The 18,845-nt window shown below is 60.7% G+C and carries 11 protein-coding genes; 9 read left to right on the forward strand and 2 right to left on the reverse strand.

What is annotated here, in order from left to right; translation table 11 throughout:
• Positions 1 to 535: 535 nt before the first annotated feature.
• On the reverse strand, positions 536 to 6,067 hold the full coding sequence (locus GX181_09170) for a hypothetical protein (protein NLM72110.1): 5,532 nt from the start codon (positions 6,065 to 6,067) through the stop codon (positions 536 to 538).
• Between the two features lie 453 nt (positions 6,068 to 6,520).
• Between GX181_09170 and GX181_09175 the strand changes: the two genes are divergently transcribed.
• The 9 genes from GX181_09175 to neuB all read left to right on the forward strand — a co-directional run bounded on the left by GX181_09175 (position 6,521) and on the right by neuB (position 17,453).
• Positions 6,521 to 7,024, forward strand: a complete 504-nt coding sequence (locus GX181_09175) for a flagellar assembly protein FliW (GenBank protein ID NLM72111.1) — start codon at positions 6,521 to 6,523, stop codon at positions 7,022 to 7,024.
• Between the two features lie 3 nt (positions 7,025 to 7,027).
• Positions 7,028 to 7,279, forward strand: coding sequence for a carbon storage regulator CsrA (gene csrA / locus GX181_09180; GenBank protein ID NLM72112.1), 252 nt, complete (start codon positions 7,028 to 7,030; stop codon positions 7,277 to 7,279).
• Positions 7,269 to 9,779 (forward strand): DUF115 domain-containing protein, encoded by a 2,511-nt coding sequence (locus GX181_09185; protein ID NLM72113.1) that lies wholly within the window; start codon positions 7,269 to 7,271, stop codon positions 9,777 to 9,779. The genes csrA and GX181_09185 overlap by 11 nt, the downstream gene beginning before the upstream one ends.
• A 115-nt stretch (positions 9,780 to 9,894) precedes the next feature.
• Positions 9,895 to 12,600, forward strand: a complete 2,706-nt coding sequence (locus tag GX181_09190) for a flagellin (protein NLM72114.1) — start codon at positions 9,895 to 9,897, stop codon at positions 12,598 to 12,600.
• Positions 12,601 to 12,672: 72 nt separating this feature from the next.
• The gene (locus GX181_09195; GenBank protein NLM72115.1) at positions 12,673 to 13,020 is read left to right on the forward strand and encodes a flagellar protein FlaG; all 348 of its coding nucleotides are present in this window, start codon (positions 12,673 to 12,675) and stop codon (positions 13,018 to 13,020) included.
• 120 nt (positions 13,021 to 13,140) lie between these two features.
• Positions 13,141 to 14,112, forward strand: coding sequence for an NAD-dependent epimerase/dehydratase family protein (locus GX181_09200; protein ID NLM72116.1), 972 nt, complete (start codon positions 13,141 to 13,143; stop codon positions 14,110 to 14,112).
• 12 nt (positions 14,113 to 14,124) lie between these two features.
• Positions 14,125 to 15,234 carry an aminotransferase class I/II-fold pyridoxal phosphate-dependent enzyme gene (locus GX181_09205; GenBank protein ID NLM72117.1) on the forward strand — a complete coding sequence of 370 codons (1,110 nt, stop codon included), beginning with the start codon at positions 14,125 to 14,127 and terminating at the stop codon, positions 15,232 to 15,234.
• Positions 15,231 to 16,382 carry a UDP-N-acetylglucosamine 2-epimerase (hydrolyzing) gene (gene neuC, locus GX181_09210; protein NLM72118.1) on the forward strand — a complete coding sequence of 384 codons (1,152 nt, stop codon included), beginning with the start codon at positions 15,231 to 15,233 and terminating at the stop codon, positions 16,380 to 16,382. Before GX181_09205 ends, neuC begins: the two co-directional genes overlap by 4 nt.
• Before the next feature lie 3 nt (positions 16,383 to 16,385).
• Complete coding sequence (neuB, locus tag GX181_09215; protein NLM72119.1) at positions 16,386 to 17,453, forward strand: N-acetylneuraminate synthase; 1,068 nt, start codon at positions 16,386 to 16,388, stop codon at positions 17,451 to 17,453.
• A 67-nt stretch (positions 17,454 to 17,520) separates the two neighbouring features.
• On the opposite strand, the gene GX181_09220 is transcribed toward neuB, so the two are convergent.
• Positions 17,521 to 18,741: an IS256 family transposase gene (locus GX181_09220; protein ID NLM72120.1), complete on the reverse strand. Its 1,221-nt coding sequence runs from the start codon at positions 18,739 to 18,741 to the stop codon at positions 17,521 to 17,523.
• Between the last annotated feature and the right edge of the window lie 104 nt (positions 18,742 to 18,845).

Raw genomic sequence — 18,845 nt, forward strand, 5'->3', positions numbered from 1 at the left:
GAGAGAGGGAAAGGCCTACGGAACCGCCATCGGCGCGGTCGCAAGGAAGCTTGCCTGCGTGGTGTACTCCGTTCTCAAGAGACGGCGGCCTTACGAGGTGCGATTGAGCGCGGCGGCCTGATCCCGCGTTTCAGGCGAGACGCCCGCCGCATGCCGGCGCCCCGCAGGTGCGCGACGGGTTCCCTCTGTGCGTTTCTCCTGACTTTCAAGTCAGCGGAACTGCTGGTATGTGCCCGTCCTCCGGTTGCGACGTCGACGGACTGATGTTATGTGTCCGTCGCTCGAGGTCATATTCTTGTGCCAAGGTTCGTGTCCGTAAATTGACCGATGGAAACTTATTATTGCGACTTTGCATTTTTCTCGTTTTGCCTCTTGACATCCGATAGCTGGTCTCGCGTTCGCTCGGGATGACACAAGCAGACGACCGAACGGGCGTTTTTTCCGTTCGAGTCGATCGCTTGGGCGGCATGTTTCTGGCCGCCTTCCCTAGGGCTCGGGATGGCTATACGGCCTTCCCCTGTACCTTTCCGCCCCCCTACTGCCCCAGCAGCGCCAGCACGTTTCTCGGCAGCTGGTTGGCCTGTGCCATCATGGAGTTGTTCGCCTGCACCAGGATCTGGATGCGCACGAAGTTCATCATCTCCTTGGCGTAGTCCAGGTCGCGCAGGCGCGAGTCGGCCGCGGACAGGTTCTCCGAGGCCACGGACAGCGAGGCGGTCGCGTGCCCCAGGCGGTTCACCAGGGAGCCTATGGTCGCCCTCTGCCGCGACACTCGGTCTATGGCCTGGTCCACCAGGGTGATGGAGCGCCCCGCGCTCATCCTGTCCGTGACCTTTATACCCCCGATGCCGAGCGTCTTCGTGTCCATCGCCCCGAAGTTGAGCAGCACGTCCTCCCCCTCGTTCGCGCCGATCTGCAGCACCGTGGAGTTGTCCGCCAGGTGGACCGTCCGGAAAATCTCCGGCTCCACCGCCGTGATGAAGCGGCCCGAGGCCTCGCTGTACTGGCTTCCCGCGACGCCTAGCAGCGAGCCGAGCCTCAGGCGCACCGCGTCCCCCCAGATTCCGCGCAGCTCCCCGCCACCGTCCACCTTCAGACCGTTAGCCACAGTCTTTCTAGTGTGGGCGTCGGTGATGTCTACAGTGTACATGTTCTCCTTCGCCTCGTTGATAACGACGAAGCCGAGGGCCTTCAAGATGTCCTCGTCCCCGACGAACTCGTAGGCGCCCTCGGATCCGGCTATGGCCGAGCGCAGCACCATCGTCCCCCGGACTGTCTCCATCGCGTTCTTATCCGTGATGGGTCCGGTGAGAGTGGCGTACTTCGAGTTTGACGGGGATGGGACGAAGTTCTGAAGCAGTCCCCCGCCGAGCTGGCGGTGGATGGTGTCGTTCAGCCTCTGCAGCAGCGACTGGATCTCCTCGTCGCCGTACAGGGTGAAGACCGCCTCGCTCTCTCCCTGCCGGATGACGACGCTCGCGGGCGTGTCGAGGAGGAATCTGCCGTTCTTGTCCCAGAACTGGGCGACCTCCCTGGTGGTGGAGTAGCGGTGAGCCACGCCTCCGTCGATCCCCTCCCGGTAGACGGAGCCGAACACGGCCGCGTCCCTCACGACCCGGGGGGTGTCGTCCGACGACGTGTCGCCGACCAAGGTTCCTCCGTTGAACGATCCGAACGAAAGGGAGAGTGTCCCGTCGTACACCTTCCCCTCGAAGGCCCCCTCTCCCATCGAGTCCTTCGGTGCGACCTGGTAGGTGCGCAGAGTGGTGGTCGAGTCGTCCAGCACTCCGTCGAAGAAGCGCCAGCTTATCGGATAGAGCCCCGGGTCCGTGTCCCCGCCGAAAAGGTTGATCTCGTCGACTGCGTATCGCTGGGATACCGGGTCCATCTCCGCCCTGCCGTCTGCCACCAGCGACAGGGTGAACCGGTCCCCTTTCCGCAGCCTCGTGACGTCGGTGAAGTCGAAGTGTTCGAACCGCAGCCCCTCGAAGCCGGGCGCAGCCGCCAGGACGAAGTCCTCGTTGCTGTTGTTCAGCCCCGTCGTCTCCGCCTCAATGTACCGGTACTCGCCGTTCCTGTCCACCACGTGCCCCTGCACGCGCAGGGTTACGCCGCCGTCCCTCTCGTCCAGCACGTCGAACAAAAGCACCGCGTTCCTCGTCTCGTCCGGGGCGTACTCCACCCGCTGCAGGAAGTCACGCTCCCCCTCGCCCTTCTTCTGGTCCTGGAAGAAGAAGCTGTTCACTATCGCCCCCGCCTCCGGGTTCGTCTTCCCCTGGTAGTTCACCTCCGCCAATATGAAGGGCATGTTCCCCGCTCCGCCCTCGCCCGCCCGTGTGCCGGCGGCGAAGCCGGTCGCGGCCACGTTGAGCAGCAGCTCCCCGGTGGAGACGTTGGTCACGCTGTTGCTGTTGTTCGGGTCCACGAAGAAGCCGAACATGCGCAGCCTGGTGTCCGGGTCCGCCAGCGGGTCGTCGTCGTAGAACATGTCCTCAACACCGGAGTCGAAGCGGTACTCCATGGTCCTGTGGGATGTCCTAGTCAGCCCCCACGGGTCGGCGTCCACTGTGATGATCGAGTCCGAGAGGAAGCCGGCCGGTACGCCGGGTGTCGCGTTCTCGTAGACTCCTCCCGCCCGCGCCGCTATGTTCACAACGAAACGGTCCTGCGGCATGGTCCCCACCGGCGCGAAGGCGTCGAAGCGGACCTCCCCCGCGCCGCCCCCGGCGTTCAGCACAAGCTGGTTCGCCGCGCTCACCGGGCCGTGGGCGTTCAGGTCGATGTCCTCCTCGAACTCGACCCTCGCCCCTGCGCGAGTGTAGCCCTTCCCCTGCACGTGGAAGGTCCCCGCGCCGGTGGCGGTGAAGAGCAGTGTGGCGTTGACGTCCTCCATCCTCCAGACCTCTATGGTCCCCGGAGGCAGCACGGCGGCGGGGGACTTGTCCCCCAGGTAGTAGGAGGCGTCCTCTCCGTACCAGGCGCGGGCGTACCAGCGGTCGTCGGCCTGCCCAGCAACGTCCCAGCCCGCGCCGGCGGCGTCGTACCTCTCTGCCGTGCGCAGGATGTCGGAGAAGGTCGCGCCGGCGATATTGTCGAAGCCGTGCTGGATGAAGGAGACATGCGAATTGTCGGTATTGTAGGTGCCGACGCCCGTCCTGAACATATGGGGGAGGTCGAAGGTAACACCTCCGATGCCGTCCAGCATACCGTCGTTGAACACCATGGACGCGCCGCCGTAGGTGGCCACGCCGTGGACCGGCGCCCCGAGGGAGGCCGAGTCGTATGTGGAGCCGGTCTGCCCGTCGCGGATGCGGAAGTCGAGCCTGTCGTGCGCCCCGACGGTCGCCGCCGAGGTGAAGAGGGCCCAGGAGTCGCCGACGGCGAGGTCGGTCGCGCCGGTGCGGTCGGGGATGTAGACGGAGGTGAAGGGCAGGTTACCGTCGGATGCCAGGGGGTTCGAACTACCCACGTCCCCCTCCCACCACCAGTCGGTGCGAGTGCCGTCAACAGCGTTGCCGTTCCTGTCGATGCCGGTGTAGTTCGTCACTACCCGCACCTGGTCGCGAGCCTGCCAGGTTCTGCTGTTCGCGGTGTTTGCGAAGGTGGTCGAGCCCGTGACTCCTATCGTGACTTCTCCCCCCATGAGCTGGGTGGCCCCGTTGCTCGCGCTGAACACCACCTCGCGCCGCTCCGGGGAGCCGTCCGTGTTCGTTATGCGGATCCTGCCGTCGTGGTGAAAACCGTCGTAGCCGGGGGTGTTCGCCGCGTCGATCCACGCGGCCGACAGGATATCAATGGCGTCGATGTCATCTAGCAACTGCTCGATATTTCGTCCTGCGGCCAGAGTGGCGTAGGTGTGGTCGTAGTCCCTGGATACGCCGCCCACGTCACCTGCGTTTCGCCCGAGGGTCTGGTTCCCTCCGAAGAGCTCTGTCACGGTGCTCCCCGCGCCCTGGGTCAGGGTCAGTTGGTAGCGGGCGGTAACGGAGGAGGTGCGCAGATCGATCCGCCCGGAGCCGCCCCCGGTGACCAGTTCGAAGACGTTGCCTCCGGGATTGGCCAGGTCGTCCAGTCCGAAGGCTGTGTTCGCCGCAGTCTGAAGGGCATCTTGCACCTCGTCGACTCGCATGTTGCCGATGTTGACGTTGGCCGTGTACCCGTGCAGCACTCTGTTGTAGCTTGTGGAGTTGCCAGCCAATAGAACGGCCCTACTGATCCCCATCTCCGTCTCGAAGGATACGGCTCCCGCGTCGGGCATGATCGTCAGGTTGTACGAGCCGGCGATGCCACCGGCTCCAGACGAGTTGTTGCTTATCTGGAGGTGCCGCACTCCGCCACCCTCGTCGGCCGCGGCGAAGTCGATGTTGTACGCCGCGAGCGCGCCGTCCAGCGCTGCGGCGGCCGCGACGATGTCGGAACCGCCGACCGCGACCACGCGGTCGTTCTCATAATCGCGCAGAGTCCCCGTGTGCGTCGTGCCGTCCGCGAGGTTCGCCACAGCTAGGCCGAAGTCCCCCGCTCCTCCGACATTCGTGATCGTCAGGTCTCCGCCGCTCGTGTTGTTGATGTTAATCTGCTGCTGCCCTCCAACCGCAGTCAACGTTGCGGTCCCCCAGCCGCGCAGGACCAATTCCGCGTTGATCGCGTTTCTGGCGCTTACGACGTCCATGCTGTTCAGGACGACAGTATACGTGTCCGTCCCGTCCGTGATTTCTATTGAGCTGGAGCTGGACGCCCGGAACGCCGTCCGCAGCGTCACCTGCTCCCCAGCGTTCGCCTGGTAGGTCAGCCCCAGGTTCGCGGTGGCCCCGGCCTCCGAACGGTAGTAGGTCTGCAGGTTCACGTCCCCGCTCAGGGTATCGCGGGGGTCCACCGCTCCGACCCGGAAGTGCGTCCACACGTTCGCGTCGTAGTCGTCCCGTACGTTGAATACCACGTTGCCGGGGGTCGGGTCGTGGGGATAAGGAGCTCCTCCCGGAGCGCCCGGCGTGACGCCCCCGCCCTGGGTCACGTTCACCGTCCCGTTCCCCGCGCCGCCTATGTCCGTCCAGGCAAGGCGCGTCTGCGAGTCCACCGGCCCGGCCACATTCGACGCATCCATCGACAGGTCCACGTTGCTGCGCCCCATCGGGTCGACCCTGTCGATTATCTCCGTCCCGAACACTCCCCCCGACACGTCGCCGTAGTGCGCCATGAAGGGCACCTCGTCCGCCACGCGCACCCGGTACTCGCCGTAGGGCATGATGTCGGGCAGCACGCTTGCCTCCAGCGCCTCCACTCCCATTACAGCCGCCGGATTGAATATCTCATTGCCGGCTGCGTCGAAGTAGCCTATACCGCCGAAGGGCACCTCACGTGTCTCCAGCCGGTACTCCCCCGTCGCCAGGTGCAGACTTCGCAGCCCGTGGAGGCCGGAGACCATCCCGCTCTCCGGGGACATCCGCAGCCCGTCGGAGACGGTGCCGTGCTTCAGGTAGAAGACGTTCGTCTTCAGCACCTCCGCCTCCCCTGCGGTCGGCGTGATGCGCAGCCGGTAGTTCCCCTCCTGGATCACGTTCTGGCCGAAGATGTCCTTGGTGCGCAGCGCGCCGTCCACAAACACCCTCACGTCCAGCGAGTCGGTGCTCCACAGCACCGCCGCGTTCCCGTCGAGCAGCTTTTTCCTGTTGAACTGGGTGGTGGAGGCGATCCGGTCGACCTCCTGCTTCAGCTGGTCAATCTCCTGCTGAATGTAGGTCCTGTCCTTGAGGGTTAGGGTGTCGTTGGCAGCCTGCACGGAGAGCTCGCGCATCCGCTGAAGCAGGGAGTGAACCTCCTCCAGCGCGCCCTCGGCCGTCTGCAGCATCGAGACGCCGTCCTGCGCGTTGCGCGCCGCCTGGTCGAGCCCGCGAATCTGCGAGCGCAGCTTCTCGGAGATAGCCAGCCCTGCGGCGTCGTCGGCCGAGATGCCTATCCTCAAACCCTCCGCGAGGCGGCGGACGCTCCTCTCCGCGCTTATGCCCAGCAGCTTGGCGGCGTTGACGGCCAGCAGCGCCGGGATGTTGGACATGATGCGCATAGCGTTCATCCTCCCTGGAAAAGCATTGTACAATGTACGGTATCCGCACCTCCACACGCTTGTTGCCGGATACGCTACATACATTTTCGGCGTCGTTCAACAGGAGGTTTAATTTCTTCCGTACGTAAGGAACTGCCTCAGGAGCGTGGGGAACCTGTTCTTTTGTTCCGCATCGCTGTCGTCCCGAAGCGGAGCGAGGGACCTTGTTGGGGCAGTAACACTTAACCGGGGTCCCTCCTCGCTACGCTCGTTCGGGACGACAAAAAACCGTCACGAGCGTAGCTTGTCGTCCCGAGCGAACGCGAGGGATCTTGCTTCGAGCCACCCACAATGCAAGATCCCTCCTCCCGTTGGTCGTTCGGGATGACACAAAAGACTGCACGTCGTTCGGGACGACAAGAGCCGCTAATCTTCCCCAGCCCCACCGCCGATACCAAACAGGCAGTCAAGAACATCCCGGAGGTGCGCGAATTGCCAAGAACGATGGATACCACGAGGTTCGGCCCCTTTGCAGTAGACGAGGAGGCCGTGCTCTCCTTTCCCCGGGGGATACCCGGGTTCGAGACTCACACCGAGTGGGTGATCGCCGGCGACGACGAAGCCCCGATCAAGTGGCTGCAGAGCCTGTCCGACGGCGACGTCGCCCTGCCGGTCGCTCGCCCCGCGGCCATAATGCACGAGTACTCGCCCCGCTTCGCCGACGAGGACCTGGAGGAAGTTCGCCAAGGCTCGGACGAGGGGCTGATCCTGCTGCTGGTCCTGTCGATCCCGGAGGGGCGCCCCTGGGAGATGACCGCAAACCTGCGCGCGCCCATCGTCCTTCAGCACATCCGCCGGGTGGGCAAGCAGATCATCTGCCTCAACGAGGACTACCCGCTTGGGGCAAGGGTCTTCTCCGACGAAGTGCGCGAGAAGATGGAGCGGCGCGCCCCCGCGACGGAGCCAGCCGCAGAAGGGGAGGAATGACAGGTGCTCGTCCTCTCCCGCAAGACCGGCGAGGCCATACGCATCGGCGCGGACATAGAGGTCTCCGTGCTGGATGTCCGGGGCGACACGGTGAGGCTTGGCATAGAGGCCCCGCGCTCCGTGCAGGTGTGGCGCAAGGAGATCTACGACGAAATCGTCCTCCAGAACATTCGGGCCGCGAAGGCTTCGCTCCCCGACGACCTGCTGGAGGCTATGAAACAGAAGAGCAGCGGAGGAGAGAACAATGGAAGATAAGACCGCCGCGGAGCGCTCCGAGGGGCTGGAGCGGGTAAAAAGGAGGCTGCCCGGCTTCATGGAGTGGCTGGAGGCCAGGTGGGAGGACGCCCGCCCGCTGGAGGTCCGCGCCTCCGGCAAGTACGACTGGCTTGTGGACGGCGACACTCCCATGGTGGACGACTACACGATAGAGGGTGGAAACATCGACGACCCCCGCCACACCATATGGATGATCATCGGCCTCGGAACCGGAAAAGCCCTCCAGAGAGTGTTGGAGAAGGCCGGCAACCACGTCGCGCGCATCCTGCTGGTGGAGGACGACCCCGCCGTGTGGAAGTGCGCCATGGTCAACTCCCCGCTGAGGCAGATAATCGCGTCGGATATTCGCGTGTTCCCCGTATGGAGCCTTGAGGAGACGGAGAGCGTCTGCAATCAGGCCATAGGCAACCCTATAATACTCGGCAGCGCGGACAGGACGCTATTCTTCGTGCACAAGGGTCAGGCGGATCGCGAGCCAGAGCACCCGAAGAAGGTGCTGGAAAAGTTCGCGGCCTTCATCCGCTTCCGCTACCAATCGCTGGGCAACAGCGCCGAGGACACACTAATAGGCTTCAACCAGATAGTGAGAAACTTCCCCAATCTTCTGCGCTCCTACACCCTGAAAGAGCTCTGGGGCAAGTTCGAGGACTACCCGGCCGTCATAGTCTCCGCAGGGCCGTCTCTCGAGAAGAACGTCCACCTCCTGAAGGAAGTGCAGGACAAATGCATAATCATCGCGGTGGACACGGTGCTGCGCAAGCTGCCTGCGATGGGGATAACCCCGCATTTTGTTGTGGCGATTGAGAGGGGTCGCCTCGTATACGACGCCCACTACGCCGATCTTCCGGTAAAACCCGAGGGAGTGATCCCGGTGAACTGCTCCGTCTGTCTGCCCGAGATCAGCGGGACTTGGGAGGGGCCTTTCATAATGACTTTTAAAATCCTGCCTTTGGACAGATGGTTCGCCGGTGCTACGGGCCTTTCGGTACTCCATTCAGGCTCCTCATGCGCTCACATGGGGCTTGGCATGGCGTTTGGTTTAGGGTGCAAGAAGATCGCCCTGATCGGACAGGACCTGGCTTTTTCACCCGAGGGAAAGACTCATACCGACGGCACATACTGGGAGGAGGGAAAAGAGGATCTCGACAAGTCAAACCCGGATATAATCGACGGACCGGGTGCTCTCGCTGGCAAGGTAAAGACGACAAAAGTTTGGTTTTATTTCAAGCAGATCTTCGAGCAGATTATATCGGGTTATAAAGGCGCGGAGGTTTACGATGCGACCGAGGGAGGGTTACTTATAGAGGGTACAAAGGTCGTAACCCTCGACGAGTTTCTGGCCGATAATGTTCGCGGCCTCCCGCCGCTGCCGGAGGAGCCCGTGGACATGTTGAGTTCTGTCCCGATGGAGGGGGAAGGGAAGCCTGACTCGCTCAAGGGTTTTCTCAAGGAGGCGGCGGACTCTCTGGATTCTTACCTCGATGCCCTTGAAGCCTTGAAAGACACCGTCGAAAAAGTTATGGCTGCAGGCTTGAGCGTCACAAGGCGCAGACGCAGCGCCTACGACACAGCCGCTGCGCTTGATCGATTGGTCAACATGAGTCCGATAATGACCTTCATCTTGCAGGCCCACATATCCGGTGCGGCCCGGGTGATAAACGAGAGCAAGCTCATGCAATCCTCCGACGAGTTGCGTACCTGGCGACAGGAGCTTGACGAGTTCACCGGCACGGCCGAGGCCGCAGGAAGTTCGGCGAAGGCCATGCTGAACACCATGATAGACTACATCGACGAGGAGCCCGAGCACCGCAGAATCTTCGAGGAGCTAGACTGCGCTGAGGGCCTGATGGAGGCCGATACGGCCGAGTTGGCCTGGGAGACCGCGCAGGAAAGAAAACTCCCCCTGTTCGCCATGTCGCTATTCAACAGGTTCGACTTCAGACAAGGGCATTGGAAATCGAATAACGCACTAGAGCTGGGCAGGCGCGCCTTGGAGTTGGGGTTCGTGGAAAGGTCGCGGAAGCTGCTCTCTTCCCTGATCCAAAATCCATCAACCCAGTCAGACCCATCCTTCTGGAACGACCTCGCCATCTCCTACTGTCTGTACGAGTTCGGCGTGGAGCCGGAGTTCGAGCAGGCCAGAACCGCTTTTCAAAAGGCGATCGCCCTTGACCCGACGAACGAGGAGCGAAGCCGCAACTACCTCGCCATGGAGCACATATTTCAAAGACGTGTCGAGGCGGCCTACAGGCACATCCCCGATCAGCGCAAGAACGCCGCCGCAGCAATAGGGTTCTCCTGGGAGAACGCCGGTCGGCTCGACAAGGCCGTCGAATGGTATCAGCGGGCTATTGATCTTGCCGGGGATGACGACAAATTTAGTTCTCAGGCACGGCAGGCCCTTGAAAGGAGCCGCGCGTCCGCAGCCCGCAGAGAGATGGCCGCTAAAGTATCCCGGCAGGTTGCCGATAACCCATAGACAGAGGGGAGTGATGCCCGTCGACGGGAAAGCATGGTCTACAGTGCGCTCATCCTAATAAAGCAACTCCTAAAGGATTAGGAGCAGGACCTTCAAGGAAGAGGAGGAAACAACAATGCGTATTTACCATAACATCCCGGCACTGTTCGCCTACAACGCAGTAAACGCCACCAACAACGCGCTTCAGAATTCCATCAACAAGCTCTCCACCGGTCTGCGGATCAACAGCGCCGCCGACGATGCGGCAGGGCTTGCCATATCCGAGAAGATGCGCGCGCAGGTGCGCGGTCTCGATCAGGCGGTGAGCAACAGCCAGGACGGCATATCCATGATCCAGACGGCGGAGGGTGCCCTCAACGAGACCCACGCCATACTGCAGCGTATGCGCGAGCTGGCTGTGCAGGCGGCCAACGACACCCTCACGTCGAACGACAGATCGTTCATCCAGCTGGAGATCGACCAGCTCAAGGAAGAGGTCGACCGCATCTCCAACACCACCCAGTTCAACAAGAAGAAGCTGCTTGACGGCTCCGCTGCCGTGCTCTGGTCCACCGACAAGCTGGACACCAAGGTCATCGTTCGCGGAGGACTCCGCGAGATAGACCAGTTCGGTCAGAAAGCGGTAGCCGAGGGCAACTACAAGCTCAAGATAGTGGCTGAGGCGGGGCGCGGCGAGATCCAGAAGAGCGACCTCTTCAAGATCAAGCACAAGGATGTCATCACCAACCTGATGATTCACCCGGACTCCAACGTCTCCGACGTAAGCGTCACAGGGCTGCCTGCAGGCGACTTCAGGATAAACCTGGGCTACGAGGCAGCGGCTCTGTCCGTGTATTATGCATCAGCCAGTACTGCTGTCGGAATCGGGGTTTCAGCGCTTGAATTCAATACCATCGTAAATGCGACGGTGGCGGTGGGCTGGGTCAAGCTGGTCGTCGAGGAAACCGACGGCTTGGCAGTTGACTTTGCGATCAACTACAATGTGGTCGGCACTGCGGGAAGAGCCTGGGGAAAGGCCGCCGCAGCGGGAGTTGGGAATGGCGCTGTTGTCACTCTTAACGCCCTCAACGGGTTGGGATGGGCAGCGAACAACTTGACAACCCTTGTCGACGCAAATGTGGGGTGGGTCAGGATCAACGGTTCAGTGATGGACGCTCAGTTCCGCGTGGACGGCACGTACAGGGCCGGCACCGCCGCGAGCATTATAGACCTCGGTGCCAGCGATATGCTCTTGGGTAACAATAATGTGAGCCAGCTTTGGCAGGTCAAGGAGGCGGACGACTCCCACGTCATATTCCAGATCGATACGAGGTCGTTCTCTTTCAGCGGCGGGACCAACGTCGAGACCAAGGAGCTCGTGATTTACTACGGGCAGTCCTACGCTGCGGGCGAGGATTTCTCCGGAACCATCGCCGGCTTCAGCAGCTTCGAGAACGTAGGCGGCGACATTGGCTTTACGAAGATCGTCCTGACGGATGTCGCCAACCTGAAGGCCGGCGACAAGTTTGTCCTTGGAGCGGAGGCCCTGACAAACGAAAGAGTGGCTCGCAACGAGGCCGATGTTGTTGCCAAAATCAATACGGCTGACTGGCCGTACGGTTGGCCTGCGGATATTACCGCGACCTACAGCTTCCGGGACGATGGGTTGCCCGAGGGTAACTATTCGTTTAAGCAGTTCTATCTGAACGAGGACACGGGAATCTCCTACGACAGCGAGATCAACATGGCGGTGAAGGGCGGCGGAGCGCGCTTCGGAGGCAATGGCGTCCTTCTCAACCCGGCGATCTCCTTCCACTCGACCTACATCGGCGAGGTTGCCAACGGCGACGTCAAGCTCTGGGATCTGGACAAGTTCTGGGACGCCAACGGAAAGTTCATGATCGACGACCCGCAGAACATCACCATAGTCCAGGGCGACGGCAAGACGACCGCAATCACCATCTACAAGAGCGATACGCTCAAGGACGTCGCCGACAAGATGAACGTCGCGATCCGCGACGGACTCGGACAGGGCAGGCTGACCGCAGGGCCGTTCGTGGAGTTCATTACCGACGAGAACGTCACCGATGACGGACCGAACGCGGTCAAGGGCACATTCGTCATCCGAACGGCTCTCAACGGCAACGACGGCAAGCTGAACTTCGTGGGCGACGAGGACCTGATCAAGGCGCTCAGCCTCAACGTGATCCAGAACCATGTGGACAACAAGTTCAAGGTCTCCATAGAGGACGCCCACACGAAGAAGTCCATAGTGATAGACAGCCAGATCACCGGCAACAACCTCATCGGCGTGCTGCACAAGAACGTCGACGTCACCTTCGACTCGATGGCGGGCATCACGGTGGAGTACAGCAAGGAGACGGGCCGTTTCAACTACACGAACAACACCGGCCTGACCCCTTACGAGACGATAGTCCACCTTGCGGACAACACCACGGTCTTCCAGATCGGCGCCAACGAGAAGGAAGACATGGGCATCAACATCGGCGCGATGGGCACCAGGGCGCTTGGCATCCACGGCGTAATCGTCACCGACAGGGTGTCCGCCGCTCGTACTATCACCGTGCTCGACGGTGCCATCGACAGGGTCTCCAGCCAGAGGGCAAGGCTTGGCGCCTACCAGAACAGGCTTGAGCACACCATCAACAACCTGACTGTAGCCGGGACCAACCTCCAGGCAGCCGAGAGCCGCATCCGCGACCTCGACATGGCCAAGGAGATGATGAACTTCACGAAGCTGAACATCCTGCTGCAGGCGGGCAACTCCATGCTTGCTCAGGCCAACCAGCTTCCGCAGAACGTGCTTCAGCTCCTCCGTTAGTTTCTCTAGTTTACTAATAAGGAGAGGGGAGTCAGCTCCCCTCTCCTGCTAGGGAGATGGAGGTGAACCAAAATGGAAGTGCTAAGGCCAACCGTGCCTGTAGGGGCGGCAGTTGGACAGGCCGGACCGCCGGGTTTACCGACGCCGGCCGAAAGAGTCCCGGTTCAGGCGCGTGAACCAGTTGAGAAACGAGTTACAGAGGAGCGTCTCAGGGATGCTGTGGATTACGCCAACAGTCTCTCGGCGGTCTTTGATCGAAGCCTCAAGTTTGAGTATCGCCAAGAGGCGGACGTGTACCAGGTCTCCGTGATCGATACGTCAAGAGACGAAGTAGTCCGGAAAATCCCGCCGGACGAGGTGGTTCGCTTCATAGAGAGGATCAAGGATCTTTTCGGTGCGATGATCGATATTCAAGCGTGACGCAGAGCAACAAGCGGGGGCGGCTTACGGGCCGCCCCTTGATTTATCCTGTGTTTTTGACGATACACTATGTGGAACGCGAGATTTCGCCACGTATTCAACCGAAGCGGAGGAGAATGCATGAAAACCCTCGTCACCGGCGCGGGAGGCTTCATCGCCTCGCACCTCGTCGAAGAACTCGTAAGGCAAGGCCACGAAGTCCGCGCCTTCGTGCACTACAACTCGCGCAGCTACTGGGGCTGGCTGGAGGACTCCCCCTGCCGGGACTCAGTCGAGATAATCGCAGGCGACGTGCGCGACTACGACCTGGTCAAGTCCACAGTTGCGGGATGCGGCACGGTCTTCCACCTCGCCGCCCTGATCGGCATACCTTACTCCTACGTCTCGCCGCTGGCCTACATCCGCACCAACGTCGAGGGGACCTACAACGTTCTGCAGGCCGCGCGGGAGTGCGGCGCGGAGCGAGTGATCCACACCTCCACCAGCGAGATCTACGGCACGGCGCAGTACGTCCCCATCGACGAGGCGCACCCGGTCAACCCTCAGTCACCCTACGCCGCCAGCAAGGCTTCGGCGGACTTCCTCGCGCTCTCCTACCACCGCTCATTCGGCCTTCCGGTCACGGTAGTACGCCCCTTCAACACCTACGGCCCGCGGCAGTCGGCCCGCGCTATCATCCCGACCGTCATATCGCAGATCCTCGACGGCAGGGACACGCTCTCCCTGGGCAACCTCGCCCCCACCCGCGACCTGACATTCGTTTCGGACACAGTCTCGGGCTTTCTGGCGGCCGCAGACTCGCACGAGACCGTCGGAGAGACGGTCAACCTCGGCACAGGGAGCGAGATCTCAATCGGCGACCTGGTTGCGAAAATTGCGCGTATAATGGGGCGCGAGGTGCGGATCGTCTCCGACGAGCAACGCGTCCGCCCAACGAAGAGCGAGGTAGAGCGCCTGCTCTCCGACCCCGGCAAGATGCGCTCCCTCACCGGCTGGCTCGCGAAAGTCTCACTGGACGACGGTCTGGCCCGGACAGTAGAGTGGATGAAGGAACGCAGATCGCTCTACAAGAGCGACATCTACAACGTATAGAAGGTGAAGGCAATGCCCCTGCTGCTTGACGCGCCGAACCTGGGCGAGCGAGAGAAAGAGATGCTTATCGAGTGCGTGGACTCCACATACGTCTCCACCGCCGGACCCTTCGTGCCGGAGTTCGAGGAGCGCTTCGCCAGGTACCTCGGGGCGCCCGCGGCTGTTGCCGTTCAGAGCGGCACTGCGGCTATCCACATTGCACTCGCGGAGCTCGGCGTCGGGGAGGGGGACGAGGTGATCGTCCCTGCGTTGACATTCGTCGCCTCGGTTAATCCAGTCCTATACGCGGGGGCCGCCCCCGTGCTGCTCGATGTGCACGCCGACACCTGGACACTCGACCCGGAGAGGGTCCGTGACGCGATCACCCCCCGAACGAGAGCGATCATCCCCGTGCACCTCTACGGCAACCTCTGCAACATGGACGCACTGCTCGAGATCTGCGGGGAGTGCAGCATCGCGATCGTCGAGGACGCCACCGAGGCCCTCGGCGGGACGTGGCGCGGCAGGCCCGCCGGCACGATGGGCGATTTCGGCTGTTTCAGCTTCAACGGCAACAAGCTCATCACCACGGGCGGGGGCGGCATGGTAACGGCACGCGACCCCGAACGGGCGGCGCGGGTCAAGTATCTCGTCAACCAGGCGCGCGACTCCTCCAAGGGATACTACCACCCGGAGATGGGCTACAACTACCGGATGACCAACCTCGAGGCGGCCCTCGGGCTTGCGCAGATGGAGCGCATCGAGGGCTTTCTGAAAAAGAAGCGGGCCTTCGCCCGTATCTACAGTGAAGCCCTCGACGGCATCCCCGGCGTCGCCATGCAGAAGGAGGCGCACGGCGCAGAAAACGCCTGGTGGTTCCCTTCCGTCACCGTCGAGCACATCCCGATCCCGGAGCTGCAGGTGGCCCTGAACGAGCGCGGCGTCCCGACGAGGCGGCTATTCTCGCCGCTTCACACCTTCCCGTACCTGCGCCATCACGCCCCGTACCCCTGCCCCAACGCCGAGCGAATCTACGAGCAGGGACTCAACCTCCCCGCCTCGACCGCGAACGACGAGGACTCCGTCAGGCGAGCCGCCAAGACGCTGCGGGAAGTGCTGCTGAAAGCTGGTGTTCGCCCATGACCCGCAAGATCGCCGTAGTCACGGGAACCCGCGCCGAGTACGGCCTGCTCTACTGGCTGATGAAGGAGGTTCAGGCCGACCCTGAATTACAGTTGCAGCTTATCGTTACCGGGGCGCACCTCTCGCATGAATTCGGTTTGACGTGGAAAGAGATCGAAGCCGACGGTTTTGCCATTGACGAGAAAGTGGAGCTATTGCTTTCCGGAGATTCCACCGTCGCGGTCACCAAATCGCTTGGCCTTGGCGTTATTGGTTTCGCCGACGCGTTGGAACGATTAAAGCCAGACATACTTGTTATCCTCGGCGACAGATACGAGATGCTCGGAGTTGCTGCTGCGGCGTCTCTTGCGGGCATTCCGATAGCCCACATAAGCGGCGGGGAGATAACGCTTGGAGCTTACGACGATGCTTTTCGGCACGCCATTACAAAGATGAGTTCCCTTCATTTTGCCGCTCACGAAGAGTATCGGAGGCGCATCATCCAAATGGGAGAGCATCCTGATTCAGTCTTCGTCGTCGGACCTGCATGTGCCGATGCCCTTCTGCACCTTCCCATCCCGTCGAAAGAGAAGCTGGAGTCCGACCTCGGAATGATCCTTGATTCACCATTTTTGCTGGTGACGTACCACCCAGAGACGCGAGCACCGATACCTTCGGAAGCGCAGATTTACGAACTGCTCGCAGCACTTGACCTATTATCCTCCGCAACCTTGCTCTTTACAGGAGCTAACGCCGACACGGATGGACGGATCATCAACGAACGCATAATCGACTTTTGCGCAGCCCGTCCTGATCGCAGGCTATTCGTTCAATCACTTGGAAGAATTCGCTACTGGCAGACCCTCTCTCTCGCCGACGCTGTTGTCGGAAACTCGTCCAGCGGTGTTGTTGAGGCCCCGCTTTTGGGGACACCGGTTATCAATGTCGGCAAAAGGCAAGAAGGGCGTATCCGCAACCACCTGGTTGTCGACAGCCCATGCGAACGCAATGCCATAAACACCGTTATTAAGCAAATGCTCGCGTACGGAAAAGAGAAAGGAAGGCAGCGTGACGAAATGTCAAGCCCGGCGAAACTGATGGTAGAATACCTGAAAAAAGCGCAAATCGAGACGTCCAAACCGTTTTTTGATATTTCATGGAGGGATTGAAAAATGAAAGTCTTTGTCATCGCCGAAGCCGGTGTGAACCATAACGGATCCCTTGACATGGCGCTGCGCTTGGTGGACGTTGCTGTTGAGGCAGGGGCGGACGCCGTTAAGTTCCAGACCTTTACTGCTGAGCGGGTTATTTCGAAGCACGCTTCGAAGGCCGACTACCAGAAAAAGACAACGGATGCTTCGGAATCTCAACTTGAGATGGCCCGTCGGCTCGAAATGGATCATAAGGATCACTTGGCGTTAAAAGCGCGGTGCGCAGAACGGGGTATTCTTTTTTTATCAAGTCCTTTCGATGAGCCGAGCGTTGATTTGCTGTCCAGGGTGCTTGGACTTGAGACATTAAAGATACCCTCCGGAGAAATAACTAACGCGCCTCTCCTCCTTCGAGCCGCGAGAACGGGGTGCACAATTATCCTGTCCACTGGCATGAGTACCCTGGGAGAAATCGAAGACGCTCTCGGAGTGCTGGCATTCGGATACTCCGGAGAAAAAGCGCCTTCTCGCGAAGCTTTCCGCGCTGCATTCTTCTCTGAAAAAGGGCAGGCTCTTCTGAAGCGGAAAGTCACGCTTCTGCACTGCACGACGGAGTACCCGGCGCCGTTCTGCGAGGTGAACCTGAATGCGATAGGAACGCTTCACCGTGCCTTCGGCCTTCCTGTGGGTTATTCAGATCACACCAATGGAATTGCGATACCGATAGCGGCAGTAGCATTAGGAGCACGGGTGATCGAAAAACACTTCACATTGGACAGAACTTTGTCTGGACCGGACCACAAAGCCTCTCTAGAGCCGTGCGACTTGGCGACTATGATACGAAGCATTAGGGAGGTAGAGGTGTCCTTGGGAAACGGAAAAAAGATACCGTCTCCTTCGGAACTAAAAAACATGAGCATAGCGCGCAAGAGTTTGGTGGCCGCCGAGGACATAAAAGCAGGAAGCCTACTGACTCAAGGTAATATGACCTCGAAGCGTCCTGGCGATGGGCTTTCTCCTTTTTTTTTCTGGGACTTCCTCGACACAAACGCGACAAACGACTTCCTCAAGGACGAAAAATTGTATTGAAGCGAATATAAGGTGCTTTTATCTGTGTCAAGTCCATTTTAGTGTGTAAATTGGCCTTCGGTTATTTTCATGCAGCCGCACCAGCTTCTGTCTTCTTTTCCGAAGAATCAAGACTCTCGTAGTATTCCTGCATGTCCATGTACTTTTTCCCTGTAGACCACCTCTCGTCCTGCTCCACAAGCAGCGCTCCTATAAGTCGGATCGCCGACTCCTCGTTGGGATAGATACGGATCACGCGGTCGCGGCGGCGTATCTCCTCGTTGAGACGCTCAAGTCCGTTCGACGTCCGAAGCTTCCGACGGTACTTGTAAGGAACGGAAAGCACCGACACCACGTCGTCGAACCCTTCCTCCAGCACGGCGACGGCACCAGGAGCGAGCGCCTCGTACTCCTCCACCGTCTCCCTGAGACACCGACGGGCATCCTCAAGGGTCGGAGCGTCGTACATCCTCTTCAGACGCAGTCCGAGGCCGGGCTGATGCCTCTTCGGCGCCCTCGCGAGAACATTGCGCGAGAAGTGCGTCTGGCACCTGTGCCAGGACGCCCCCTGAAAGTGCCTGCGGACGGCCTTCACCAGACCCTTGTGGTCGTCGGAGGTCACGTGGTCGACGCCTTTCAGGCCGCGATCCTTGAGCTCGGAGAAGAACTCTCCCCAGCTCGACTCAGACTCGCTGTCGGCAAGCTTGAAGCCCAGTATCTCGCGACGCCCGCCTTCGGCGACTCCAACCGCTATCAGCATGCTCCTGTTGCGCACGCGCTCGCCGTCCCGCACCTTGAGGTATATGGCGTCGACGATCAGAAAAGGATGACTGTCGTCCAGAGGCCTGCTGCGAAAGGCGTCGACCACCGGATCCAGCCTGCGGCAGAGATCCGAAACCATCGACCTGGAGAAGCTCCTCCCGCAAAGCTCCTCGGTCACAAGCTCTATCTTGCGAGTCGACACGCCGTTGACCACCATCTCCATCATGGCCAGAAGCAGAGCCTGCTCGCTCCTCTGATAACGCTCGAACAGGGTGGTGCTGAACTCGCCCCCTCCCCTGTGTCTCGGGACACGCAGGGTTATGGTCCCGATCCTCGTTGTCATGTCCCTTTCCCTGAAGCCGTTCCTGTGGGCCGTGCGCCCGTCGCTGCGCTCGTAGCGGGCCGCACCGATCTGTTCGGTCGACTGGGCCTCCAGCACCTGGTTGAGTATCATCTCCAGCAGTTTGGCGAAGGCATCATCCTTTCCGTCTTTTGAGAACAGGCCGTGCAAAAGTTCCGTTTCCAGTGTAATATTGATACGAGCCATGAGTTCAACGCCTCCTCGATATGATGATGGTTGATCAGCTACATCATAACCGAGGCTTGAGCGAATGGCTCAATTCGAATTTACACCATTATAAGGACTCAATC

It is taken from the genome of Synergistaceae bacterium (genome assembly GCA_012521675.1).
GTDB lineage: Bacteria > Synergistota > Synergistia > Synergistales > Aminobacteriaceae > JAAYLU01.